This window comes from Streptomyces sp. NPDC007264 (assembly GCF_042869095.1).
In the GTDB taxonomy this organism is placed as follows: domain Bacteria; phylum Actinomycetota; class Actinomycetes; order Streptomycetales; family Streptomycetaceae; genus Streptomyces.
The window spans coordinates 273,236-297,642 of sequence record NZ_JBIAFD010000001.1 but is presented as its reverse complement, the minus strand read 5'-3'; the positions used below and the strand labels follow the sequence as shown (position 1 = coordinate 297,642).

The window sequence follows — 24,407 nt, the reverse complement described above, 5'->3', positions numbered from 1 at the left end:
CCCCGGGTACGGCACCGCAGGCCGTTTCGGCGCGCGCGCTTCGCGCGTGACCGTGAGAGATGTCCTGACGCGTACCCCGAGGAGAGCAGAGCATGCCGTCCTACCTGTCGCCCGGCGTATACGTCGAGGAGGTGGCCAGCGGCTCCCGCCCGATCGAGGGCGTCGGCACCTCGGTGGCGGCCTTCGTCGGACTCGCCCCGACCGGCCCGCTGAACGAACCGACCCTGGTCACCAACTGGACGCAGTACGTGGCGGCCTTCGGCGCCTTCACCGACGGGTACTACCTCGCGCACTCCGTCTACGGCTTCTTCAACAACGGCGGCACGGCGGCGTACGTCGTCCGCGTCGGCGGCTCCCCGGCGGGCGCGTCCGGTGACACCGCCGCCCCGGGCGCGGTGACGGGCGCGTCCGCCCCGGCCGCGCTGCCCGCCGGCGAGCCCAGGCAGCTCGGCACGTTCACCGTGACCGCCACCGCGGCCGGGCAGAGCGGCCCGCTGAGCGTGGAGGTCGCCGACGCGGAGGGCGAGGGCCCGGCCGAGCGCTTCAAGCTGATCGTCAAGGACGGCGACAAGGCCGTCGAGACGTTCGACGTGACCGCCAAGAAGGGCGGCCGCGGCTACGTCGTCACCCAGGTCAAGGAGCGCTCCAAGCTCATCACGGTGGCCGAGGCCGCGCCGGCCGCGCAGCTGGCCCGCCCGGAGAACCAGACGCTGACGCTGGCCGCGCCGTCCTCGGCGCCCGCCGCGCCGGGCGCCGAGGGCGGGGCCGCCGCCCAGCCCGGCCCGGCCCAGTACCTCGGAGACAGCTCCGACCGCACCGGCTTCGGCGGCCTGGAGGCCGTCGACGAGGTGTCCATGGTGGCCGTGCCCGACCTGATGGCCGCCTACCAGCGGGGCGCGATCGACCTGGAGGCCGTCAAGGCGGTGCAGCTCGGCCTGATCGCGCACTGCGAGCTGATGGGCGACCGGGTCGCGATCATCGATCCGCCGCCCGGGCTGAATGCCCGTCAGATCCGGGTGTGGCGGCAGGAGACGGCCGGCTACGACTCCAAGTACGCCGCGCTGTACTACCCGTGGATCAAGTCGTTCGACCCGGCCACCGGCCAGGCCCGCCTGGTCCCGCCGAGCGGCCACGTGGCCGGCGTGTGGGCCCGCAACGACTCCGAGCGCGGCGTGCACAAGGCGCCCGCCAACGAGGTGGTGCGCGGCGCGGTGGACCTGGAGATCCAGATCACCCGCGGCGAGCAGGACCTGCTCAACCCGATCGGCGTCAACTGCATCCGCGCCTTCCCGGGCCGCGGCATCCGCGTCTGGGGCGCCCGCACCCTGTCCTCCGACCCGGCCTGGCGCTATCTGAACGTCCGCCGGTACTTCAACTACCTGGAGGAGTCGATCCTGATCGGCACCCAGTGGGTGGTGTTCGAGCCGAACGACCACGCGCTGTGGGCCCGCATCCGGCGCAACGTCTCGGCGTTCCTGGTCAACGAGTGGCGCAGCGGCGCCCTCTTCGGCGCCCGTCCCGAGGAGGCGTTCTACGTCAAGTGTGACGAGGAGACCAACCCGCAGGAGTCGGTCGACGTCGGCCGGGTGGTGTGCGAGATCGGCATCGCGCCGGTCAAGCCGGCCGAGTTCGTGATCTTCCGGCTGGCCCAGTTCTCCAGCGGCAGCGGGGAGTTGGAGGAGTAGGCCACGGCCGCTTCCGCACCGCCCGACCGCTCCCCCGTCAACCCCTCCAGCAGGAAAGCAAGAAGGACGACGAACACATGAGTCTCCAGCCGGGTGACGCCCTCACCTCACACAATTTCGGCCTGCAGATCGACGGCGTGATGGTCGAGTACCTCGCCGAGGTCAGCGGCCTCAGCCTGGAACAGGACGTCATCGAGTACCAGCAGGTCTCCGCACAGGGCAAGCCGGTCACCAAGAAGCTGCCGGGCGTGAAGAAGGCGGGCACCTGCACGGTGGTGCGCGGCATGACGCAGTCGGCGGCGTTCAACCAGTGGATCACCGAGTCGATCAACGGCGTGATGGGCACCGCCCGCAAGAACGCCACGATCATGGTGATGGACTACCAGAACAATCCGGTCAAGCGGTACAACATGCGCAACGCCTGGTGCAGCAAGATCGACACCAGCACGGTCAAGGCCGGTGAGGCGGCGGCGCTGACCGAGACCGTGACCATCACGTTCGAAGAACTGGTCATCGAGTAATGCGGCGTACGGCTGTCCGCGCGGCGGGCGGGCCCGTCCCGCCGCCGTCCGTGCCGTCGGCCGGGGGGCAGGACACGGTCCCGGCGCCGGGACCGGTGCCGGGCGCCGCCACCGCACCCGCGCCCGCCCCCGCTGCACCGGTGCAGCGCCTGCAGACGGAGTTCCCCTTCGAACTGCCGCGCGGGTACGTCGACGAGTCGGGCACGGTGCACCGCGAGGGTGTGATGCGGCTGGCCACGGCCCGCGACGAACTGGTGCCGCTGCGGGACGTCCGGGTCCAGGAGAACCCCGCCTACCTGTCGGTGGTGCTGCTCGGCCGGGTCATCACCCGCCTCGGCACGCTGCCGCTGGTGCACGACGGGATCGTGGAGAACATGTTCGCCTCCGACCTGGCGTTCCTCCAGGACTTCTACCGCCAGGTCAACGCCGAGGGCCACACCCGCGCCTCGGTGGAGTGCCCCCACTGCTCGGAGCCCTTCGAGGTGGAACTCGGCGGGAGCCGCCTGGGGGAATCGTGACGTACGCGACCGACCGGCTGCACGAGGAGATCGCGTACGTCGCCTACCACTTCCACTGGAGCCTGGAGGAGATCCTGGACCTGGAACACCACGACCGGCGCCGCTACACGGACCACATCGCCTCCCTGGTGACGCGGGCCGGGGCGGGGGGCTGAGCCATGGGGTTCCTGGACCGCCTGCGGGGCGGGCGCCGCGGCTCCGGCACGGACGCGGTGCCGCCGGCCGCCGCGGACGGCGGCACGGCCGAGGCCACCGGGCCGGCCACCACGGCCCCGGTCGCCGACGGGCCGGTCGCCGACGGGCCGCGCCCGGCCGCGTGGCCCGTGCTGCCGCCCATCCAGCGGGCGGTGGCCGGGGGGACATCGGGCGTCGCCGACCCCGGGTTCGGCCGTCGGCTCGCCACCTGGCAGAACCCCGCCCTCGCCGGCACCCGCGCGCACACCGTGCTGGACGGAACCCCGGGCGGCCTGCTGGGCAACCCGCTCGCCGCGCGGCCGGGCCCGGCGACCACCGGACAGCCCCCACGCACCGCGCCGGCGGCCGCCACCGGACAGCCCTCGCCCACCCTGCCGGCGGCCGCCACCGAACGACCCTCGCCCGCCCTGCCGGTGGTCGCACCGCCGCGACCGGCAGAGCCCGCTCCGCAGCCGGTCCGCGGCATCAGGGTGTTCCCGGCATCACCGCGTCCGGCGGCGGGCCCGGCCCCGCTGACGAGGTCGTCCACCGCACCGCTGCAACGACGCACGCTGCCCGCCCGCGTCCCGCCGGGCGCTGCCGCGACGCCCGGCTCCGGCCACGGCTCTGACCGAGGCCGGGGCACGGACACCGGCGGCGGTGACACGGCGACCGGCACCGGGCCGGGGTCCGGACCCGGACCCGGCACCGGCAGGGGACCTGGACCTGGCCCGGTGCCGGGCAAGGGCCCGGAGAGAGGGGCCCCGGCGCCTGCACCGGCCCCCGGGTCGGCCGCCGCACCGGCCGTCGTCCCGGCTGCCGCACCGGCCACCGGCGCCGCTCCGACGCCCGCCGACGGGCCCGCGGGACGGCCGGTACGCGGGAGTGCGCCACCGCCGGTCCAGCGGACCGCGGCGTCACCGGCCCAGCAGACCGCACCGCCCTCGACCCGACGGGCCACCGCACCGGCAACCCCACAGACCTCACCACCGACGGCCCCACGGGCTGCCGTACCGTCGGCCCGACAGCCCGTCGGACAGCCGGCACACGAGACCGGGCAACCGCCGGTCCAACGGGCCGTGGCGTCACCGGTCCGCCGGGCCGCGGTGCCGTCGCACGGTGCCGCCGTCCCCCGGACCCGTCCCGCCACCGGCGGCACCGGCACGGCGGGCGCTGAGCACCCGGACCCGGGCAAGGGGCCCGGTCCGGGCCGCCCGGGCACGGGGGCGGTCCCGGCTGCCGCGCCGGCGTCCGTCCCGGCTCCGGCTCCGGCCACCGGCGCCGCTCCGGTACCGGCCGACCGGCCCGTGGGTGAGCCGGGGCGGTCTCCCTCCCCACCGCCGGTCCAGCGCGCCGTGGCGTCGCCCGCCCGTCAGCCTGCGGTGCCGTCGGTCCACCCGGCCCTGGAACAGCCCCAACCCAGCACTGCGGTGCCGCTCGTCCAGCCAACCTTGGGACAACCCGAACCCAGCACTGCCGTACCGCCCGTCCAGCCCACCCTGGGACAACCCGAACCCAGCACCGCCGTACCACCCGTCCAGCGGGCCGTGGCGTCGGCCGTCCGCCGAGCCACGCCGCCGTCGGGCGGTGCCGTGCCCCGGACCCGCCCCGCCACGGGCGGCACCGGCGGCACCGGCGGCACGGTCTCCCGCGCACCGGCGTCCGCCGCGGCGACCCGCAGCGTGGCGCCGGTTCCGGGCCGGCCCGGCGCCAAGGGGCCGTCCGGCGGCGCGGATTCGTCCGCTGCGGCGAGCCGCCCCGCCTCCGGGGGCGGTCTCTCCCCGGTTCGGAGCGTGTCCGCGGCCGGCCACGCCGATGCCTCCCCGGCGGCGCCCACGCAACGCACCGTGCAGCGCGCGGGGCTCGGCCCGGCGGTCTCCCGCCCCGTCGGCGGGGCGCCGCCCTCGCCCTCGGCGGGGCCGCCCGCCGCGCACGCCTCCCCGGCTCCCGCCCGCACCACCGGCTCCGCCCCCGGCGGGGACGGTCCGTCGGTCGGGGTGCAGCGTTCGGCTGTGCCCGTGGGGGCACCGGCGTCAGGACCGGCCGTGCCGGACGGGCCCGCCCCCGGTTCCGGAACCCCGGACGCGCACCGTGCCGGTTCCGCGCCGAGCGTCCAGGGGGCCTCCCCCGGCATGCCGGTCGCCCGGCGCCGCCCGGGTCTCGGCGCTCCCGCTGTCCCCGTGCAGCGGGTCGCGGCGCGCACCCCGCGCCCACCCGTGTCCGGCACGGCGGCCGTCGCGACGCCACGTCCGGCGACGGAGCCGGTGTCCCCGGTCCGGGGCGCCACCGACAGCGCCGCGGTCCACGCACGCCCCCTGCTCGGTGCCCCGCTGCCCGCCGTCCCCGCGGACGCGGCGCCGCTCGGCGTGCCCGGAGGCACTCCCACCGCGGTGCAGCGCGCCACCGCGCCCCGCGGCGGCCCGGCCCACCCGGCCGCTGCGCCGCCACCCCCGCACCCCACCGCCCCACCGGCCCGCATCCCGCTGCCGCCCGCCGCTCCGGTCCCCCCGGGTTCCACCACACCGCCCATGAAGACCACGCACCCCCGCACGTCCCCCGCCGCCCGGCCCGCCCCGCCCACCGTGCGCACGCCGGGGCCGGGGCCGGCGCCCTCCCCGGCCCCGACCGTCGTACCACCCCCCGCCCCGCACCGCCCGGTGCGGGCGGCCGTACCGCTGCGTCGTACCGCGCCCGGCGCGGAGGCGAGGCCCGTCGTCCTTCCGCGCCCCGCGGCCGCCGGGCCCCGGCAGCCGGGCGGTCCCGCGCCGGCCGGGCCCGCCGCCCCCGTCGTACAACGCCGCCTGCCGCCGGTCACCGCGCCGTTGGCGGCTCCCGTCCACACCGCCGGGCCCCCCGCGCCCCACACCGCCGGACCCGCCGCGCCCCACGCCGACGTCACCAAGGCCCCGGCGTCGGCGCCGCTGCCCACCGGTGCCCTCCCGGTCCAGCGCAGACCGGGCACCCGTACCACTCCGGGGCCGCCGCCCCCACCCCTCGGCTCTCCTCCGGTCCCGCTCCCCGCGGGGAGCCCACCGCCGTACAGCCCCGGGCGGCCGCCCCCGCCCCCCGCTCCTCCGCCGGCCCCCACGCCGCCCGGGAGCCCCCCGCCGTACCACCCCGGGCCGCCCCCGCCCGCGTACGCGGAGGTGCCCCGGGGCGGCTTCGACCCCCGAGCCCTGACCGACTTCCAGCTCGACGAGCTGACGCACCGGCTGACCGGCCGGATCACTCGCCTGCTGCGCACCGAGCTGCGGCTGGACCGGGAGCGGATCGGCAGGCTCCGCGACCCCCGGCAGTGACTGACCATCCCGGCACCGAACCCGCAGGCGACCCGCGGCACCACCCGCAGATCCGGCACCACCCGCAGCATCCGGCACCACCCGCCCGACGAAAGGCCCCTCGATGTCCCGCGATCTCGACCCGGGCTCCACCATCTTCTTCACCCTGACCATCGACGGCGAGAGCCTCGGCTACTTCAACGGGTGCGAGGGACTGTCGTCCACGGTGGAGATCGAGCAGCGCCAGGAGGGCGGCAACAACGGGTTCGTCTGGCAGCTCCCCTCCCGTGTCACGTTCTCCACCATCCGGCTGACCCGGCCGCTCACCCCGGACACCGCCAAGGTCGCCAAGTGGATCTCGTCCGTGACCACCGGGGTGACCCGCCCGACCGCCCAGATCGCGGCACTGCGCGCGGACGGGTCGGAGGTCGCCCGGTGGGGGCTGATCGACGTGCTGCCGGTGAGCTGGCAGGGACCCTCCCTCGACCCGGCGAGTCCGGGCGTCGCCACGGAGGTCCTGGAGATCACCCACCACGGTTTCACGGACTGAGCGGCCCACGGCGCAAGGAAGGACTGTCATGGCCAAGGGGAACAAGGGCGGCGCCGGCAAGAGCCTGGTCCGCGCGACCCTCGCGATCCACGAGCCGCCGGTCGGCTCCAGCACCACGCCCGGCGGGTTGATCAAGTCGTTCGCGTTCGACTTCAACCCCGCTCAGCTGTCGCTGGGGCGCCGGGCCCAGTGGAAGGTGACGCCGACGGCGGCCGTCCGGGACGGCGCGGTGCCGGAGTTCATGGGCCCCGAACCGCGCGAGATGACGGTGGAGATCTTCCTGGACTCCTCCGACGAGCCGGGCGGCAACTCCGTGCTGAAGAAGGTGGAGTCGCTCCTGGAGTGCTGCGAGGTGACCGCCAAGAGCATCGCCGCGAAGCAGCCCTCGCCGCCGTGGGTGGTGTTCCAGTGGGGGTCGTTCTCCACGGCCCGCTTCACCGCCTACGTCAGCAGCGTCGAGGCGACCTACTCGCTGTTCGGGACGACCGGCGTGCCGATCCGCGCCACCTGCCAGGTGCGGCTGCACGAGATCCCCAGCCGGACCAAGGGGCAGAACCCGACCTCGGGCGCGCTGACCGCGCAGCGGGTGCACCGGGTGGTGGCGGGCGACTCGCTGCAGTCACTGGCCTGGCGCGAGTACGGCGACGCGGCCGCCTGGCGGGCGATCGCCGAGACCAACGGCATCGACGACCCCGCCCGGCTGCCGGCCGGGATCGAACTGGTGCTGCCCGCCGCCGAGGAGGTGCGTCTCTAGATGGTGCAGTCCGCCTACTCCAGCGTCATCCAGGTCACCCTCGGCGGCAGACCGCTGCCGCCGGAGTACGCCCCGCTGCTGGTGGACGGCTGGGTCGACCAGGGTCTCGGGGTGCCGGCCGCCTTCCGGCTGACCTTCCGCGACCCGTACCGGAAGATCCTCGGCAAGCTGGGGGTGACGTTCGGCACCCCGGTGGTGCTGGCCCCCGTCGCCGACGGCCGGGGCGCCTCCGACCCGCTGCTGACCGGGGAGGTGTGCGGGCTGGAGGCCGACTACGACGGCACCGGCACGTTCACCGTCATCCGCGGCTACGACCACGGCCACCGTCTGATGCGCCGCCGCCGGGTGGCCGCCTACCGCAACCAGAGCGCCTCGGACATCGCCCGCAGGCTGGCCGCCCAGGACGGCGTCCCGGTCGGGCGGATCGAGTCGACGAAGACGGTGTACGAGTTCATCAGCCAGGCCAACGTCACCGACTGGGACTTCCTCGCCCGGCTCGCCGACGAGAACGAGATGGTGATGTCCGTCGACGCCAAGGGCAGGTTCCAGTTCGTCCGGCCCGACCCGGCGTCCGGCGCGCCGGCCGTGAGCACGCCCGGCGACAGGAGCCCGTTCGTGCTGGAGGCCGGCCACGACATCCTGCGGCTGCGGGCCGCGGTCACGGCCGCCGAGCAGGTGGGCACGGTGGAGGCCCGCGGCTGGGACGTCACCACGAAGAAGAAGCTCACCGCCACCGCGCCCGCCACCGCCAACCCGGGCATCAGCATCGGCACCACGCCCGGCGCGGCGGCCGCGAAGTTCAAGACCGCGAAGCTGGTCGACGCGCAGACGCCGTACGACCGGCAGTCGGAGGTGAAGTTCGCCGCCGAGGCCCTCGCCGACGACGTCACCGGCTCGTTCGCCGAAGTGGAGGTCGTGGCGCGCGGCACGCCCCGGCTGCGGCCCGGCCTGCCCGTCGCCCTCGCCGACGTCGGCGCCCCCTTCGAGGGCAAGTACACCGCCACCTCCGTGCGGCACGTCTTCGGCGACGGCAAGCACTACGAGGCGTGGGTCACCGTCAGCGGACGGCAGTGGCGCTCGCTGTACGGGCTGTCCTCCGGCGGGGGCACGCAGCAGGGGCTCCGGCTGCCCGGCATGGTCAACGCGCTCGTCACCGACGTCCAGGACCCGCTCAAGCAGGGCCGGGTCAAGCTGCAGTTCCCCTGGCTCGACGACGCCTACGTCAGCGACTGGACACGGGTGGTGCAGTGGGGCGGCAAGGACGGCGGCTCGATCTTCCCGCTGGACGTCGGCGACGAGGTCCTGGTCGGCTTCGACCGGGGCGCCCTCGACCACCCGTACGTCATCGGCGGCCTCTACAACGGCAAGGACGTGCCGACCCCGGTCAAGGACGTGCCGCTGCACGACGGGGCGCGCCGCCGCGCGGCCCGGCACACGCTGTCCGACCGGGACGGCAACCGCATGGACCTGCTCAGCCAGAAGACCGGCCGCCGCAAGCAGGGCGTGCGCCTGGCCACCGGCGACGACAAACTCGTCATCACCCTCGACCGGACGCAGACCGAGATCACCGTCGACAGCAGGGGCACGGTCAGCATCAAGGGCAGCCGGTCGGTGTCGGTGGAGGCGGGCACGGACCTCACGCTCAGCGCGGCCCGGAAGCTGACCATCAAGAGCGGCGGGCTGCTCGACATCCAGGGGCGCGGGGTCGTCAACGTGAAGTCGCTGACCGGCGCGGTGACCGTGGACGCGATGGGCGCGCTCAACCTGAAGGCGGTGGGCGCCGCGATGCTCAGCGCCGGCGGCAGCGTGCAGGTCAACTCCGTGGCCAACGTGGGCGTACGGGCCGTCTCCGTGCCGCTCATGGGCCTGGTCACCATCAACGGGAAGCCGGTGCCGCTGTGACCGTTGCGAGCGTCTGGGCCGCTGCGCGCGGTGCGCGCGCCTCACGACACGGGGAAGGGCCGGTGGAGGTCTGATGGCCGAGCAGTTCGTCGGGTCGGGGTGGGCGTTCCCGCTGCGCATCGGACCCACCGGGGGCATCGCCCTGGTCAGCGGGGAGCGAGAGATCGAGGAGGCCATCCGGCTGGTGCTGGCGACGGCGCCGGGCGAGCGGCCGATGCGCCCCGAGTTCGGCTGCGCCATCCACGACCTGGTGTTCGCCCCCGTCAACGAGGCCACCGCCGGGCGCATCCAGCACGAGGTGCACGCCAGCCTGGACCGCTGGGAGCCGCGCATCGAGGTCACCGACGTCGAGGTCACCGCCGGCGCCGGACAGGGCGTGCTGTACATCGACGTCCGCTACGCGATCCGCGGCACCAACAACCCGCGCAGCCTGGTCTTCCCCTTCTACGTCATCCCCTCCCACGAGGAGCCCGGCACGACCGGTTCCGACGGTCTTCCCGGCAACTCCCCCGAAAGCGACCGCTGATGGCTCTTCCCTCCCCCAACCTCGACGACCGCCGCTTCCAGCAGTTCGTCGACGACGCCAAGCGCTACATCCAGCAGCGCGCGCCCGAGTGGACCGACCACAACGTCTCCGATCCCGGTGTGACGCTCGTGGAGACCGTGGCCCACATGGCCGACCAGATCGTCTACCGGCTCAACCGGGTCCCGGACAAGAACCACCTGGCGTTCCTCGACCTGGTCGGCATCACCCTCTTCCCGCCCTCGGCGGCCCGTACGGACGTCACGTTCTGGCTGTCGGCGCCGCAGGAGGAGCCCGTGCTGCTGCCGGTGGGCACCGAGGTCGCCACCGTGCGCACGGAGAGCGAGGACGCGGTGGTCTTCGCCACCGAACGCGAACTGTCCGTCGCGCCCAGCTCGTTGCGTCACCTGGTGGTGCAGCACCGGGGCGAGCCGGTCACCGACCGGACCAGCGACCTCGTCGAGGGCAAGGACCTGCTGTGCTTCGAGGAGGCGCCGCAGCCCGGCGACTGCCTGCTGCTCGGGCTGAGCGCGGCCGTGCCGCACTGCGCGGTCGCGCTGGAACTGGACAGCCGGGTGGACGGCGTCGGCGTCGACCCGCGGCAGCCGCCGCTGGTGTGGGAGGCGTGGACGGAGGACGGCTGGCAGACCTGCGAGGTCGACCGGGACGGCACGGGCGGCCTGAACCGCCCCGGCGAGGTGGTGCTGCACGTGCCCGGCGGCCATGTGCTGTCCCGCTCCGGCGGCCAGGAGGCGGGCTGGCTGCGCTGCCGCGTCACCGATCCCCTGCCCGGCCAGCCCTTCTACACCACCTCCCCGACCGTGCGCTCCGCGGACGCGTGCACGGTCGGCGGCACCGCGCCGGCCGTGCACGCCGAGACGGTGTACGACGAGGCCCTCGGCGAGTCCACCGGGCTGCCCGGTCAGCGGCTGCGGCTCGCGCACGCGCCCGTCGTCGGCGACGACCCGCCGCTGCTGCTGCAGACCGCCGAGCACGACGGCTGGCGGGACTGGCGCGTCGTCCCGCACTTCGCCGCCTCCGGACCGCACGACCGGCACATCACCCTGGACGCCGCCACCGGCGAGATCGCGTTCGGCCCGTCCGTGCGCGAACCCGACGGCACCCTGCGCCAGTACGGCGCCGTCGCCCCCAAGGGCGCGGTCGTCCGTGCCCGCCGCTACCGCACCGGCGGCGGCCGCGCCGGCAATGTGGCCCGCGGTGCCGTGCAGGTGCTGCGCACCTCCGTCCCGTACGTCTCGGAGGTGGTCAACCGGGAGGCCGCGCGCGGCGGCGTCGACGGCGAGACGGTGGAGGAGGCCAAGCTCCGGGCGCCCATCACGCTGCGCGCCCAGGAGCGCGCCGTGACCCTGCGCGACTACGAGGAACTGGCCCGCCGGGCGGCCCCGGAGACCGCGCGCATCACCTGTCTGGAGGGCGACGAGGGCGAGCACGGGGCGTACGCGGTACGGGTGCTGGTGGTGCCGCAGGCGGTGCCGGACCCCGGCGGACGGCTCCGCTTCGAGCAACTCGTACCCGGTGACGCCCTGTTGGAGCGGATCACCCGCCACCTGGACGAACGCCGCCTGATCGGGACCCGGTTGGCGGTCGGGCCGCCGTTCTACCAGGGCGTCACCGTGGTCGCCACCGTGCACGCCTTCCGCGGCGTGGACACCGACCGGGTACGCCGCCAGGCCCACGACGCCCTCTACCGCCACCTCGACCCGCTGACCGGCGGCGCGGACGGCCGCGGCTGGCCGTTCGGCCGGCCCGTCCAGTCGGGCGAGGTCTTCGCGGTGCTGCAGCGGGTGCCGGGCGTCGAACTGGTCGACCAGGTCACGCTGCACCCCGCCGACCCGCTGACGGGCAAGCGCGGCGAGCCGACGGACCGCATCGACCTGGAGGCGCCCTCCCTGGTGTTCTCCTTCGACCACCGCGTCCGGGTGATCGGGGACGGCTCGTGAACACGCCGCGACGGCCGCAGGGAGGGGACGGATGAGGGGCTCCGTCGACGGGCTGGGCTCGTCCGCCCCGATCGCCGCGATGCTGCCCGCGGTGTTCGCCGACGACGACCTCGCGCAGCGCTTCGTGGCCGGGCTCGACGAGGTGATCGCGCCGATCCTGAACGTGCTCGACTGCCTGCCCGCCTACTTCGACCCGGCGCTGGCCCCGGTCGACTTCACCCGCTGGCTGGCCGGCTGGGTCGGCGCCGAGACCGACGGCACCGAACCGGAGCCCCGGCTGCGGGCCGCCGTCGCCGCCGCCGCGTATCTGCACCGGGTGCGGGGCACCCGGCGCGGTCTGACCGAGGCGGTGCGGCTGGCGTTCGGCGTGGAACCGGAGATCTCCGAGAGCGGCGGCGCCGCCTGGAGCGCCCGCCCGCTCGGCCCGGTCCCCGGCGACCCCCGGCCCCATCTGCACGTCACGCTGCGCCTGCCCGACCCGGGTCCCGCCGACACGTACCGCCTGGACTCGCTCGTGGCGGCCGCCCGTCCCGCCCACATGCCGTACACGGTCAAGGTGACCGCCGCCGAAAGGATCCAGGAGAGATGACCACCCAGAACTGCGCCGAGTGCGGCACCCGGGCGGAACCCGGCCAGTCGTTCTGCGACGCGTGCGGTGCCGTGCTCAGCTGGACGGACCGGGCACCGGCGCGCGCGGCGGCCGGGGCGGGCCAGGAGCCGCATCGGACGTCCGACGCCGCGGGCCCCGACCCGTTCGGGACGGCCGGGGCGGACGGTGGCGCGGCCGGTGCCCCCGCGACGGCCGCCGGCGCGCCGGGGCAGGCGGCGGACCGGGCGCCGGGGGCCACCGGGGCCGCGGGGGCCGCGGGGGCCGCCGGGGCCGCCGGGGCCGCCGGGGCCGCCGGGGCCGCCGGGGCCGCGGGGCGGCGCCATCCCAGCCCGGCCACGCCCGCCACCACCACCGCGTCCGCGGACGCGGACGGTCACGGCCCCGCGACGACCGGAACCTCCGGCGGCACGGCGGGAGGCGGCGCCCGGTACGGGGACGGCCGCACCGACGGAGACAGCCGCACCGACAGGAACGGCCGCACCGGCGGAGACGGGCCCGGTGCCCGGCCCACCGGTTCCGCCCACGGGCCGGACGATACGGACACGGTCCCGCAGCCACCCGTCGCCGCCGCGTCCGCCCCGGACGCACGGCCGGCCCCCGCACCCGACGAGACCGCCCCCACCGAGCCGGTGCCCGCCGCCGCGCCCGGCGACACGATGGCCGCCCGCGCCCGCTCCCTGCTGATCCCCGTCGACGAACCGGAGGCCCGGCCCGCCGCGGGCCCGCAGGTCGCCCCCGTGCTGCCGGGGCGACCGGTCGCGAACCGGCCGCAGGTGCGCGCCCCCGAGCCCCAGTACGGCGACGCGAACGGTGTGCCGTGCCCCTGGTGCGCCACGCCGAACCGGCCCGACCGGCACTTCTGTACCCGCTGCGCGATGCCCATGGCCGGGGAGAACCGGTCACCGGAGCGCCTGCCGTGGTGGCGCCGCCTGCTGGGTCCCGGCCGCCGTGAGGCCCCGTGGGCGGGCGACCGGCCGCGACTGCGGCGCACCTTCGACCGCGTGGTCACCTGGGTGGTGGCCGCGGTCGTGCTCACCCTGCTGGTGCTCGCCGGTGCCAACGCCCCGGCCGCCGTGCAGGCCACCCGCGACCACTTCGCCAAACGCGCGCCGGTCGCCCCGGACGGGGTCAGCGCCTCGCGCTCGTACCCCGGGCACAAGCCGCAGCTCGCCTTCGACAAGATCAACAACACCTGGTGGGGGCCCGGCGTCTCACAGTCGGGCGAGGGCGAGTGGATCGAGGCCCGGTTCGACGAGCCGACCCGCCTGCTCGACCTGATCATCACACCGGGCGTCTCCACCCGTGCCGACCAGCTCTCCCGGTCGGCCCTGCCGCACCGCATCAAGGCGACGATCACCACGAAGGACGGCAGAACCACCGACCGGGAACTGACCCTGGACCAGAGCGCCGGCGGCCAGCGGCGCGCCTTCCGCGTCGGCGACGTCACCAAGGTCCGCTTCACCGTCGAGTCGGCCTACGCGGCCTCCGCGAGCAAGCAGGTGGCCATCGCGGAGATCGAGTTCTTCAGCCGCTCCAACGCCAACGCCTCCTGACACGGGGCCACCCCGGGCCTGCGGACAGGCGGTGCCTGCGATGTCCCCCCACGGGGACGGCCGCGGGACCGCCGCCGTCCGCTCCCGGCGACGGTGGCGCGGCGGTCCCCGCGCCACCCGTACCCGGTGCCACGCGATCGCGCCGCTTCTCAGAGCAGGTTGATCGGGCGCATCACAAGCCCCTCGGCACCGCCCCAGCCGTCCACCCGCGCCGCGTCGTCGACGGAGACCGTCTTGAGGTCGTCGGGCAGGTCGAAGATGAGCGTGCCCGCCCGCTCGGTGCCATCGCCGGCGACCAGGGTCGCGGTGAAGCGGTCGGACTGGTCGTACTCCGCCTCGCCCCCCTCGTCGCTCCCGAAGACGTACAGACCGGCGTAGGCCTTGCCGCCCCCCTCGACGACGACGGGCTCGGTGTCCGGCTCCCCGAGCGTCTCGACGATCGGGGCGTCGTTGCCGGCCTTGAGCCGCACGATCGGCGCGTCGTTGAGGACGCACGGCGTCCTCAGGTTGTTGGTGACGGTCAGCAGGAAGTGGCGGGGGGTCTCCCCGCGCGCGTCCTGGAGCTCGACCGCGGTGGTGAGCCCGTCCGCCTTGCAGTCCGCGTACTTCGTGGACGGCGCGGGCGTCTCGCGGCCGGGTGCCCGGCGGGGGCCGGGTGCCGTCGCGGCGGTGCCGGTCACCGGCTCGGCGGCGTTCGGGCCCGGGATGTCCCGGGCCGTGTCTCGGCGGCACCGCCCCCTCGGAACCGGTGGTCACTCCGTGCCGCGGACCACCGTGACGGGGCAGTGGGCGTGGTGCAGGAGGGCCTGGCTGACGGAACCGAGCAGCAGGCCGGTGAAGCCGCCGCGGCCGCGCGCACCGGCCACGAGGAGCTGGGCCTCCCGGCTCGCGTCGATCAGGGCCGGCCGGATCCGGGAGCGCACCAGACGCGGCTCCACGGCGACCTGCGGGAAGCGCGCCCGCCAGGGCGACAGCGTCTCGTCCAGCAGCCGCTGCTCCGCCTCGCGGAGCTCGTCGATGTCCACGACCACCGAGCTCAGGGGGTCACCGGGGCCGTCATAGGCCCGCTCGCTCCAGGTGTTCCACACGTGCAACGCCAGCAGGGGCGCGGACCGCAGCGCGGCCTCGGCGAACGCGAACCCGACCGCCGCCTCGCCTGCGGGGGAGCCGTCGACCGCCAGCACCACCGGGCCGGCCGGCTCGGGGTGTTCGCGGACCACCATGAGGGGGCAGTGCCCGTGTGCGGCGAGATGCACCGCCGTCGAGCCCAGCAGCAGACCTCCGAAGCCCCCCAGGCCCCGGCTGCCGACCACGGCCAGCGCGGCCGTGCGCGACTCGATCTCCAGCACCATCAGCGGCTCGCCGACCACGACGGAGCGGCTGGTGACGACCTCGGGCGCGCAGGCGTACGCCCGGCGCTCGGCCTCGGCCAGCGTTCCCTCGACCATCGCCTCCAGGCCCTTCTCGCTGCGTGTCCACGGCGCCACCCCGGGCGGCACATGGGCGGCGGGCCAGCCGAAGGCGTGCACGATCCGCAGCTCGGCTTCCCGCAGCCGGGCCTCGCGGGCCGCGACCTCGACCGCTGCCAGACTGGACGCCGAGCCGTCGACACCCACGACCACCGGACCGCTCACTTCTGCCTCCACCAGTAGGTTCCTGTTCACGTCTGCCTGTGGTCCCCACCCTGTGGCCCGCGGCCCGGCACCGGCCAGGGGACCAGCAGGCCATGTCCGGGGCCACCCGGCCCTGCCTGCGGTGCGCCGCCGCGGTCAACGGTGCTCGTCCTCCCCGCGGACCACGGCGACCGGGCAGTGCGCGTGGTGCAGTACGGCCTGGCTCACGGACCCCAGCAGCAGGCCGGCGAACCCACCGCGGCCCCGGGCGCCCACCACCAGCAGCCGCGCCGCGCGGCTCGCCTCGATCAGGGCCTCACGGGTGGCGCCCCGCACCACCCGCTGCGTCACGGACACGTTCGGATAGCGCTCCCGCCGCCCGGCGAGCGTCTCGGCCAGCAGGCGCTCCTCGCCCTCGGCCAGCGCGCCCGGCTCGTTCGCGTAGGGCATCGACGCGTCCTGGGGCGGAGCCATGGGCGCGTTCCACGGGGTCCACGCGTGCAGGGCGTCGAGGCGGGCACCGTGGAGCGCGGCCTCGGCGAAGGCGAAGTCGACCGCCTTGTCGCCGGCCGCGGAGCCGTCCACGCCCACCACGATCGGGCCCGTCGCCTCCGGGTGCTCCCGCACCACCAGCACCGGGCAGCGGCCGTGCGCGGCCAGGTGCACCGCCGTCGACCCCACCAGCAGTCCGACGAAACCGCCCATGCCCCGGGACCCGACGACCACCAGCTCCGCCGCCCGCGACTGCTCCTCCAGCACCGTCAGCGGCTCACCGGTCACGACGCCACCGGTGACCTCCACCTCGGGCGCCACGGCCCTGGCACGTTCGACCGCCTCGGCGACCAGACGCTCGGTCATGTTCCGCAGCCCGCCCTCGGGCGGGCCCCACGACGACGGCCCCAGGGGCACGTGCAGCGCCGGCCACATGAACGCGTGGACCACCCGCAGCGCCGCGTCCCGCCGCCGTGCCTCCCCCGCCGCCACCTCGGCCGCGGCAAGGCTCGACGCCGAACCGTCCACCCCGACGACCACCAGACCGCCCATCGCGCCTCCTCGCGCCTCCTCGCGCCTTGTCGCGCCTTGTCGCGCCTTCTCGCTCGTCCCGGGCGTACCCGCCCTCCGGCCGGCGCGGCCGCACGGACCCGTCCCCACCCAGCGTCGGCCGCATCGGCGTGGCGCGCCACGCGACCGGGCGTCGCGAGGTCCGCGAGGAATCCGCGCAGGAGTGTCACAAGGGCTGCACACACCCTTGAGAAAGCCTCGTTAGCGTTGCTGGCCGCTAGCGTCGCCGGCCGCTCGATCCCACATGCGAACGTGACCGGACCCCGCGGCCGGGCGGGCCGACGGCATGTCAACTCAGGAAGACCAGTGATGGACTACTGCTCCTCATGTCGCCGCTATCTCAACGGCGCCCTGGTGTGTCCCGGATGCGGTGCCTACGCCCCGGACATCGCCCCGTCCGCCGTGGCGACGACGAGCGCGGGGGCGCAGTGGGAGTTCACGGCCCAGGACAAGTGGCAGGGCGGCCGTGTCCCTGCCGGGACGGCGGCCGGGGGTGGCGGTGAGGAGGCTCCCCGGGGCCCCGGCACCGAGGCGTCCGACGGGGGCACCGGTGCCCCGCCCGCGCCGCAGGGCCGGGCGGCCCGCCGACGCCAGTTGGCGCGGCTGAGGAAGAACCAGCGCCGGGCCGTGATCGCGACGGCCGTCGCACTCGTCGGGGGCGGACTGACCGTGGCCACGATGGGCCGCGACACCGCCGACCGGGCGCAGGCGGCCACGGCACCGCACGACACGAGCATGGGCGCCGCGGAGGAACAGGCGCTGGAGGACCCCGGCCCGCCGACGGCACCGCCCCGCACGCACCGGTCCGCGCACACCGCGCCCGCGCGCTCCACGCAGTCGCCCGCGGCCGGCGTCCCGCCCCGCGAGTCCGCCGTCCCGCACCGCACCGCCCCGGGCGGTGTCCGGCCGGCCGCGGCCGCCTCTCCCCGTGCCACGGCGACGTCCGTCCTGTCGCCCCAGGTCACCGCCCCGTCCGCGGGCGCCGCGGTGCCCGGCGACACCGCGACGGCGGCGCAGCAGGCCCCCGCGCCCGCTCCCACCGGCGGCACGAGCACCGGGACACCGTCGGCGAACCCCACGCCGGCGCCCACGTCCCCGTCGCAGATCTGTCTGCTCCACCTGGTCTGCCTCGGCTGACCGGGCCGCGCCCGGCCGCGCCCGGCCACGCCCGGCCACGCCGCCACGCCGCCACGCCGCCACGCCGCCACGCCGCCGCACGAGAAACGCCGCACGCGGCAGGAGGCACGCGGCAAGAGGCACAGCGGCCAGCGGCCAGCGGCCAGCGGCACACGCCACGGATACGGGGGCTGGGATGCGTCCGTCGGCCGAGAAGACGGCAGGCCGGACGGACGCACGGCCGCCGCGCCACCCGCGCAGCAACGGCCCCCGCCCATGGGCGGGCCCCTCTCACGGGCGCCCAGCCACTGTCCTGATCGGCGCCAGGAGTGGCATCCCGTGATCGACAGCCTTCCCGAACCACGACGGCCACCGGAAGGTGCCGATCGGCCCGTGCGTACGGGGCCTTCCGGCACCCCCTCGCCGCCTCCACGATGATCCGTCCGGCCCCCCGCACCAGGTGAGGGGACGAACGGCCCCTGCCGTCCGGCCCCGCGATCGGGGCAGGCTGAGGAGGAGAGTCGGGGCAGCGGACCGCACGGTCCGAAAGGCGGTCGCAGGCATGGCGGGGCAGGGCACGGGTTCGTCCGAGGAGACACGCGTGCTGGTCGTGGAGGACGACCGGGGCATCGCGGACTCGCTGGTGCGCGGACTGCGGCAGGCCGGGTACGCCGTCGAGGGCGTCCGCACCGGACGGGCGGCCCTGACGGCCGACACCCCCGATGTCGTCCTGCTCGACCTGGGGCTGCCCGACATGGACGGCGTCGAGGTGTGCCGGAGACTGCGCGCGCGGTCGGACGCGGCGATCATCGCGGTGACCGCGCGCGGCGAGGAGGCGGACCGGGTGGTGGCCCTGGACGAGGGCGCCGACGACTACCTGGTCAAGCCGTTCGGGCTGGCCGAACTGCTGGCGCGGATGCGGGCCGTGCTGCGGCGCAGGCGCCCGGCCGGGCCCGAGGTGCTGCGGCACGGGCCGCTGGTGCTCGACCTGCGGACCCGTCAGGTCTCCGTGGACGGCCGCCCGGTCACGCTGACGCCGAAGGAGTTCGGCATTCTGGAGTGCCTGGCCGCGGACCCGGGGCGGGTGGTGAGCCGGCAGCAGATCCTGGAACGCGCCTGGGACGCCCACTGGTACGGCCCCACGAAGGTGCTGGACGTGCATGTCGCGGCGCTGCGCCGCAAGCTCCGTGTGCCGGGCCTGGTCGAGACGGTCTACGGACACGGCTTCCGGCTCGGGGCGCCCCGGGAGCAGCCGTGAGCCGCCGGATCACCTGGACGCTCCTCGTTCTGACGACGGTGCTGCTGGTGCTGGCGGTGGTGCCGCTGGGCGTGTCGCTGACTGCCCGGGAGCGCGTGGCGTTCCGGGACAGCCAGCGGGCGGCCACCCGGGTGATCGCCGCGGCGGCCGAGGAGCACCTCTCCGACCACCGGCCGGCGACCGGCATGCGGCGGGAGATGGACGCCGCGGCCCGGGCGGGTGACTGCGTGGCCGTGTACGACGCCTCGGCGCGCCTGGTGGCGAGCACGGAGTGCACCGCGGCCCAGGGCGAGGAGGCGCGCGAACATGTCGCCGACGTGCTGTCCGGGCACGAGCCGGAGCCGCCGGAGCGCGAGGGACTGCTGCTGGCCGCGGAGCCGGCCGGCGAGGTCCGGCGGCCGGCGGGAGCCGTCGTCCTCGCCCGTTCCGCGGCCCCGCTCGACGCGCGGATCGCCGCGATCTGGGGCTGGTCCGCAGCGATCGGTGCCGCGGGGCTCGCCGCGTCGGTGCTGCTGTCCGTCCGCCTCGCCCGCTGGGTGAGCCGCCCCCTGTCCACGCTGGACGCCAGCGCCCGGCGGCTCGGTGAGGGCGCCCTCGACGAGCGGGCCGTCGTCGACGAAGGACCACCGGAGGTCCGCCGCCTGGCCGCCACGTTCAACGCCATGGCGGCCCGCACCGAGGCCCTGGTGCACGGTCACCGGGCCGTGATCGCCGACGTGTCCCACCAGTTGCGTACCCCGCTGGCGGCGCTGCGGCTGCGGCTCGACGTCCTCGCCGCGGGCGCCGAGGACGACACCGCGACGGAACTGGCCGCCGCCCAGGGGGAGATCGCGCGGCTGTCCCGGCTCGTCGACGGGCTGCTCGCGGTGGCGCGCGCCGAGCAGACGACGCCTCGCCCGACCGCCGTGCGGATCGACGACGTGGTGGCGGAGCGCGTGGCGGCCTGGTCGCCGGTGGCCGGGGAGCGGCATGTGCGTCTGACGGCGGACGCGGGTCCCGCCCTGTCCGCCTCGCTGGGCAGCGGTCATCTGGAGCAGATCCTCGACAACCTGATCGCCAACGCCCTGGACGCCGTCCCCGACGGCGGGAGCGTGACGATCGACCACCGGGCGCTCGGAGCCTCGGCCCTGGTGCGGGTCAGGGACGACGGTCCCGGGATGGACGCCGAGGCGAAGGCGGTGGCGTTCCGCCGGTTCGGCGATACGCGGGCCAGGGGCGCCGGCCTGGGCCTGGCCATCGTCCACCGGCTGGTCACCGTCAACGGCGGCACCGCACGCCTGGAGGACACCCCGGGCGGCGGGCTGACCGTCGTGCTGGAACTGCCGCTGCGGCAGGACGGCGGGCAGGGGCGGGCGGGCCGCCGGTGAACCGCTGAGGCCGGGCCCGGAACGGCGGGAGACCAGGAACGGCAAGGGAGCGGGAGCGTTAGGGAACCGGGAACGGCAGGCGGGGGCCGCCTCCCGGGCCGAGATCTTTACCGGTTCTGAAGAAGAGGTGAGCAGGATCCGGGGTGGCACGGGCACAGCCTGGAGGGGAACGCAGCCGAACCCGGGCCGCCGATCCACCAGGAGCCGCTGCCATGTCCTACCCGTCCTCCCCCTCGCCGTCCCCCGATTTCGGCCCGCCCGCCGCCCCGGCGCCCTCGGTGGACGCACGCGACCGCGGCGTACGGCGGCTTCGCGGCCTGACCCGGTGGATCACGGTCGCGGCGGTCGCCGGCGCCGCCGCGCTGGGCGCCGTCTACACCCATCTGCTGCCCGCGGGTTCGGCGTCACCCGCCGCCCCGGCCGGTCCGCCCGTGCCGAACCCCGCGGCACCGCCCGCCGCCTACGCGGACGACGACGAGCACGAGGAACACGGCGGTACGGGCGGCCACGAGGACGACGACGGCGACGAAGACGAGGGCACCGGCACCGGCACGGCCCCGGCCGCCCGGCCCGGCCTGCAGGCCCCGGCGCAGCCGCCCGCCCCCACGCGGCAGCAGCCCCACGCCACCACGGGGGCGTCATGACCGCCCCGGCCGGCGCGCCGTCCCGGGCACCCGCCGAGGTGGTCTTCCCGGCCCTGGGCACCACCGCGGTGCTGCTGGTGACCGACCCGCGGGGACTGCCGGCCGCGGAGGCCGTCCTGCGCGCCGAGCTGGCCGCCGTCGACAAGGCGTGCAGCCGCTTCCGGCCGGACTCCGAACTCAGCCGCGTGAACCTGGCCGCCGGCACCCCGGTGACGGTCGGCGAACGGTTCGCGGAGGCGCTCGAGGCCGCGCTCCGTGCCGCCCGCCTCACCGACGGCGCCGTCGACCCGACCGTCGGCCGGGCGATGAACGCGCTCGGCTACGACCGCACCTTCGCCTCCCTGCGCCCCGACGACGTCCGCCCCCTGCCGGTGGCCCGGCCCGCCCCCGGATGGCGCCGCATCGCCTGGGAACCGCGCACCGGGCGGCTGTGCCTGCCGCCGCACACACACCTCGACCTGGGCGCGACCGCGAAGGCCCTCGCCGCCGACCGCGCCGCCCGCTACGCCGCGGCCGCCGCAGGCTGCGGCGTCCTCGTCGGCCTCGGCGGCGATCTGGCGGTGGCCGGCCGGACGCCGGACGGCGGCTGGCGCATCGCCCTCGCCGACGACCACGCCCGGCCCGCCCCGGACGGCGGCCCCGCCGTGGCGGTGACCGGCGGTGGGCTCGCGACCTCCGGCGTCCGGGTGCGCACCTGGCGCCGGGCCGGGCGCACCCTGCACCACATCGTCGATCCGGCGACCGGCGAACCCGCCCCGCCCGTCTGGCGCACCGTCACCGTCGCGGCGGCCACCTGCGTGGACGCCAACGCGGCCGCCACGGCGGCGATCGTGCGGGGCGCAGGAGCCGTCGACTGGCTGCGCCGCACGGCGCTCCCCGCCCGGCTGGTGGACCTTCAGGGCAGCGTCGTACGCGTCGGCGGCTGGCCCCCCGACACCGCGACCGACACCGCGACCGACGCCGTCCCCGCCACGGGCCTCGACCGGCAGCCCACGCCCGGAGGCGCCCGATGACGACCACGGCTCCCCTGACGACCCTGGCCGCGGCCGGCAGCCCCCTGTGGTACGCCAGCCGCGCGGGCGGCACCGTCGCGCTGCTGCTGCTCACCGCCACCGTGGCGCTCGGCGTCGCCTCCGGGGGCCGGGCCGCGCCGCGCCGGGCCGGCCGCTTCGGGATCGGGCTGCTGCACCGCAACCTGTCCCTGCTCACGCTGGTGTTCCTCGCCGTGCACGTGGCCACCGCGGTGCTCGACCCGTTCGTCCATCTGGGGTGGGCGGTGTCCGTGGTCCCGTTCGGCGCCTCCTACCGTCCGCTCTGGCTCGGTCTCGGCACGGCCGCACTGGACCTGCTGCTGGCGGTCGCGGTCACCAGCGCGGTGCGGCTGCGGCTCGGGGCGCGCCGCTGGAAGGCCGTGCACTGGCTGTCCTACGCGGCCTGGCCGCTCGCCCTCTTCCACAGCGCCGGAACCGGCACCGACACCCGGCTGCCCCTCCAGCTGTGGCTCTACGCCGCATCCCTCGCCGCCGTCGTCGCGGCCGTGTGGTGGCGGCTGGCCACGGCCGGCCCGGGCCGGGTCGCCGGACGCCTCACCGCCGCCGTGGCCGCGGCGGCCGTACCGGTGCTGCTCACCGCCTTCCTCGCCACCGGGCCGCTGCAGCCCGGCTGGGCCCAGCGCGCCGCGACCACCGCGGCCGTGACGTTCGGAGGTGGACGATGAGCTTCCCCGCCCCGGCGTCCGCCGCGCCGCACCGCCGCGCGCCCGCTCCCGGCGACACCCCGACCCCCCGTCTGCTGGCCGGCTGGAGCGCCACCGGCCGGCCGGCCGCGCTGGAGGAGCACCTGGGCCGCTACGGGCCGCCCCCCGTCGCCGCGGCGACCGGCACCCGCACCTCCATGCCGCTGGTCCGCGCCGTGGAAGCGGCCGGGCTGACCGGCCGCGGCGGCGCCGGTTTCCCCACCGCCCGCAAGCTGTACGCGGTGGCGGAACGGCGGGGGCGCGCCGTGGTCGTCGTCAACGCCATGGAGAGCGAACCGGCCAGCCACAAGGACCGGTTCCTGCTCGCCGTCGCGCCCCATCTCGTCCTCGACGGCGCCGTGCTGGCCGCGGCCGCGGTCGGCGCCGACGTCGTCCACGTGTGCCTGCCGCGCGACCGCTCCGTCCAGCACCGGCAGTTGGACGCCGCGGTGGACGCCCGCCGGCGCGCCGGCCTCGACGGCGTCCCGGTGCGGCTGCACGCGCTTCCGCACTCCTACGTCTCCAGCGAGTCGACGTCGCTGGTGAGCTGGCTCAACGGAGGTCCGGCCCGTCCGCTGGGCAGCCCGCCGCGCAGCCATGAGCGCGGCGTCGCGCGGCGCCCCACACTGGTCCACAACGCCGAGACCCTGGCCCATCTGGCCCTCGTCGCCCGCTACGGCCCGGCCTGGTTCCGGCGGGCGGGCACCGCCGACGAGCCCGGCACCGTGCTCGTCACCGCCTCGGGCGCCGTCGGCGCGCCCGGTGTCCTGGAGGTCGCCCTCGGCACACCGCTCGGCACGGTCCTCGAACGCGCCGCAGGACCCACCGAGCCGCTGCGGGCGCTGCTGGTCGGCGGCTTCGCCGGCACCTGGCTCCCGGCGGAGCACCTGGACACCCCCCTGACCCGGCGCGACCTGGCGCCGCTGGGCGCGGCGCCCGGCGCCGGCGTGGTCGCCGCCCTGCCCGGCGGCGCCTGCGGGCTCGCCGAGACGGCCCGGATCCTCGGCTATCTGGCCGCGCACAGCGCCCGCCAGTGCGGCCCCTGCCGCCTCGGACTGCCCGCGGTGGCCGACGACTTCGGCGCGCTGGCCGCCGGGCGGGCCGACCGGGGGCTCCTGGCGCGGCTGCGCCACCGCACCGGTCTGCTGCCTGACCGGGGCGCCTGCCGCCATCCCGACGGCGCCGCCCGCCTCGCCGCATCGGCCCTGCGCTGCTTCGCCGACGACGTCGAGCACCATCTCGCCCACGGCGCCTGCGCCGCGGCCCGCCGGCCGCCCCTGCTCCCCGTACCACCCGCCACGCCCCCGGAGACATGGCGATGACCGACACCGACACCCGCACCCATCCCGGCGCCCACCCCCGCGGCCGCACCCTGCGCGTCGACCGCATCGCCTGCACGGGCCGCGGTCTGTGCGCCGAAGCCCTCCCCGAGCTCATCGACCTCGACGAGTGGGGCTATCCGATCCTCAAGGACACGGCCGTGCCCCCGCACCTGCGGGCTCACGCCCGCCGTGCCGTCGCCGCCTGCCCGGTGCTGGCCCTGCGCACGGACCGCGCCCGCCGCTGACCGAGGGCCCGGCGGC

At 76.4% G+C, this 24,407-nt stretch carries 23 protein-coding genes; 20 read left to right on the top strand and 3 right to left on the bottom strand.

What is annotated here, in order from left to right; translation table 11 throughout:
• The first annotated feature begins 92 nt into the window (after positions 1 to 92).
• The 12 genes from ACFYMU_RS01375 to ACFYMU_RS01320 all read left to right on the top strand — a co-directional run bounded on the left by ACFYMU_RS01375 (position 93) and on the right by ACFYMU_RS01320 (position 14,029).
• Positions 93 to 1,685, top strand: a complete 1,593-nt coding sequence (locus ACFYMU_RS01375; RefSeq protein WP_388366484.1) for a phage tail sheath family protein — start codon at positions 93 to 95, stop codon at positions 1,683 to 1,685.
• A 77-nt stretch (positions 1,686 to 1,762) separates the two neighbouring features.
• Complete coding sequence (locus tag ACFYMU_RS01370) at positions 1,763 to 2,206, top strand: phage tail protein (protein WP_189715094.1); 444 nt, start codon at positions 1,763 to 1,765, stop codon at positions 2,204 to 2,206.
• Positions 2,206 to 2,724, top strand: a complete 519-nt coding sequence (locus ACFYMU_RS01365; RefSeq protein WP_388366482.1) for a hypothetical protein — start codon at positions 2,206 to 2,208, stop codon at positions 2,722 to 2,724. Before ACFYMU_RS01370 ends, ACFYMU_RS01365 begins: the two co-directional genes overlap by 1 nt.
• Positions 2,721 to 2,879, top strand: a complete 159-nt coding sequence (locus ACFYMU_RS01360; RefSeq protein ID WP_388366480.1) for a DUF6760 family protein — start codon at positions 2,721 to 2,723, stop codon at positions 2,877 to 2,879. Before ACFYMU_RS01365 ends, ACFYMU_RS01360 begins: the two co-directional genes overlap by 4 nt.
• Before the next feature lie 2,064 nt (positions 2,880 to 4,943).
• Complete coding sequence (locus tag ACFYMU_RS01355) at positions 4,944 to 6,197, top strand: hypothetical protein (protein WP_388366478.1); 1,254 nt, start codon at positions 4,944 to 4,946, stop codon at positions 6,195 to 6,197.
• A gap of 103 nt (positions 6,198 to 6,300) precedes the next feature.
• Complete coding sequence (locus ACFYMU_RS01350; RefSeq protein ID WP_388366477.1) at positions 6,301 to 6,726, top strand: phage tail protein; 426 nt, start codon at positions 6,301 to 6,303, stop codon at positions 6,724 to 6,726.
• Positions 6,727 to 6,754: 28 nt separating this feature from the next.
• The gene (locus ACFYMU_RS01345) at positions 6,755 to 7,480 is read left to right on the top strand and encodes a peptidase M23 (protein WP_388366475.1); all 726 of its coding nucleotides are present in this window, start codon (positions 6,755 to 6,757) and stop codon (positions 7,478 to 7,480) included.
• Positions 7,481 to 9,382: a VgrG-related protein gene (locus tag ACFYMU_RS01340; RefSeq protein ID WP_388366473.1), complete on the top strand. Its 1,902-nt coding sequence runs from the start codon at positions 7,481 to 7,483 to the stop codon at positions 9,380 to 9,382.
• A gap of 73 nt (positions 9,383 to 9,455) precedes the next feature.
• Positions 9,456 to 9,908: a GPW/gp25 family protein gene (locus ACFYMU_RS01335; protein WP_388366471.1), complete on the top strand. Its 453-nt coding sequence runs from the start codon at positions 9,456 to 9,458 to the stop codon at positions 9,906 to 9,908.
• A complete protein-coding gene (locus tag ACFYMU_RS01330; protein ID WP_388366470.1) occupies positions 9,908 to 11,866 on the top strand; it encodes a putative baseplate assembly protein in 1,959 nt (652 codons plus the stop codon). The genes ACFYMU_RS01335 and ACFYMU_RS01330 overlap by 1 nt, the downstream gene beginning before the upstream one ends.
• A gap of 31 nt (positions 11,867 to 11,897) precedes the next feature.
• Positions 11,898 to 12,455 (top strand): phage tail protein, encoded by a 558-nt coding sequence (locus tag ACFYMU_RS01325; protein WP_388366468.1) that lies wholly within the window; start codon positions 11,898 to 11,900, stop codon positions 12,453 to 12,455.
• Positions 12,452 to 14,029 carry an NADase-type glycan-binding domain-containing protein gene (locus tag ACFYMU_RS01320; RefSeq protein WP_388366466.1) on the top strand — a complete coding sequence of 526 codons (1,578 nt, stop codon included), beginning with the start codon at positions 12,452 to 12,454 and terminating at the stop codon, positions 14,027 to 14,029. The genes ACFYMU_RS01325 and ACFYMU_RS01320 overlap by 4 nt, the downstream gene beginning before the upstream one ends.
• 149 nt (positions 14,030 to 14,178) lie before the next feature.
• Here the strand turns inward: ACFYMU_RS01320 and ACFYMU_RS01315 are convergent, their stop codons facing one another.
• From ACFYMU_RS01315 to ACFYMU_RS01305, 3 genes are all read right to left on the bottom strand, one after another.
• Complete coding sequence (locus ACFYMU_RS01315; RefSeq protein WP_388366464.1) at positions 14,179 to 14,709, bottom strand: DUF4232 domain-containing protein; 531 nt, start codon at positions 14,707 to 14,709, stop codon at positions 14,179 to 14,181.
• Between the two features lie 72 nt (positions 14,710 to 14,781).
• Complete coding sequence (locus ACFYMU_RS01310; protein ID WP_388366945.1) at positions 14,782 to 15,663, bottom strand: universal stress protein; 882 nt, start codon at positions 15,661 to 15,663, stop codon at positions 14,782 to 14,784.
• Positions 15,664 to 15,798: 135 nt separating this feature from the next.
• A complete protein-coding gene (locus ACFYMU_RS01305) occupies positions 15,799 to 16,686 on the bottom strand; it encodes a universal stress protein (RefSeq protein ID WP_388366462.1) in 888 nt (295 codons plus the stop codon).
• Between the two features lie 327 nt (positions 16,687 to 17,013).
• On the opposite strand from ACFYMU_RS01305, the gene ACFYMU_RS01300 reads away from it, so the two are divergent.
• The 8 genes from ACFYMU_RS01300 to ACFYMU_RS01265 all read left to right on the top strand — a co-directional run bounded on the left by ACFYMU_RS01300 (position 17,014) and on the right by ACFYMU_RS01265 (position 24,391).
• Positions 17,014 to 17,841: a hypothetical protein gene (locus tag ACFYMU_RS01300; RefSeq protein ID WP_388366460.1), complete on the top strand. Its 828-nt coding sequence runs from the start codon at positions 17,014 to 17,016 to the stop codon at positions 17,839 to 17,841.
• A 580-nt stretch (positions 17,842 to 18,421) separates the two neighbouring features.
• Complete coding sequence (locus tag ACFYMU_RS01295) at positions 18,422 to 19,078, top strand: response regulator transcription factor (protein WP_388366458.1); 657 nt, start codon at positions 18,422 to 18,424, stop codon at positions 19,076 to 19,078.
• Positions 19,075 to 20,445, top strand: a complete 1,371-nt coding sequence (locus ACFYMU_RS01290) for a sensor histidine kinase (RefSeq protein WP_388366456.1) — start codon at positions 19,075 to 19,077, stop codon at positions 20,443 to 20,445. Before ACFYMU_RS01295 ends, ACFYMU_RS01290 begins: the two co-directional genes overlap by 4 nt.
• A gap of 212 nt (positions 20,446 to 20,657) precedes the next feature.
• The gene (locus tag ACFYMU_RS01285; RefSeq protein ID WP_388366454.1) at positions 20,658 to 21,089 is read left to right on the top strand and encodes a hypothetical protein; all 432 of its coding nucleotides are present in this window, start codon (positions 20,658 to 20,660) and stop codon (positions 21,087 to 21,089) included.
• Positions 21,086 to 22,102: an FAD:protein FMN transferase gene (locus tag ACFYMU_RS01280; protein ID WP_388366452.1), complete on the top strand. Its 1,017-nt coding sequence runs from the start codon at positions 21,086 to 21,088 to the stop codon at positions 22,100 to 22,102. Before ACFYMU_RS01285 ends, ACFYMU_RS01280 begins: the two co-directional genes overlap by 4 nt.
• The gene (locus tag ACFYMU_RS01275; protein ID WP_388366450.1) at positions 22,099 to 22,806 is read left to right on the top strand and encodes a ferric reductase-like transmembrane domain-containing protein; all 708 of its coding nucleotides are present in this window, start codon (positions 22,099 to 22,101) and stop codon (positions 22,804 to 22,806) included. Before ACFYMU_RS01280 ends, ACFYMU_RS01275 begins: the two co-directional genes overlap by 4 nt.
• Entirely contained in the window at positions 22,803 to 24,146 is a 1,344-nt protein-coding gene (locus ACFYMU_RS01270) for an NADH-ubiquinone oxidoreductase-F iron-sulfur binding region domain-containing protein (protein WP_388366449.1), read from the top strand. The genes ACFYMU_RS01275 and ACFYMU_RS01270 overlap by 4 nt, the downstream gene beginning before the upstream one ends.
• Positions 24,143 to 24,391, top strand: coding sequence for a ferredoxin (locus ACFYMU_RS01265; protein WP_388366448.1), 249 nt, complete (start codon positions 24,143 to 24,145; stop codon positions 24,389 to 24,391). The genes ACFYMU_RS01270 and ACFYMU_RS01265 overlap by 4 nt, the downstream gene beginning before the upstream one ends.
• Positions 24,392 to 24,407 lie beyond the last annotated feature (16 nt).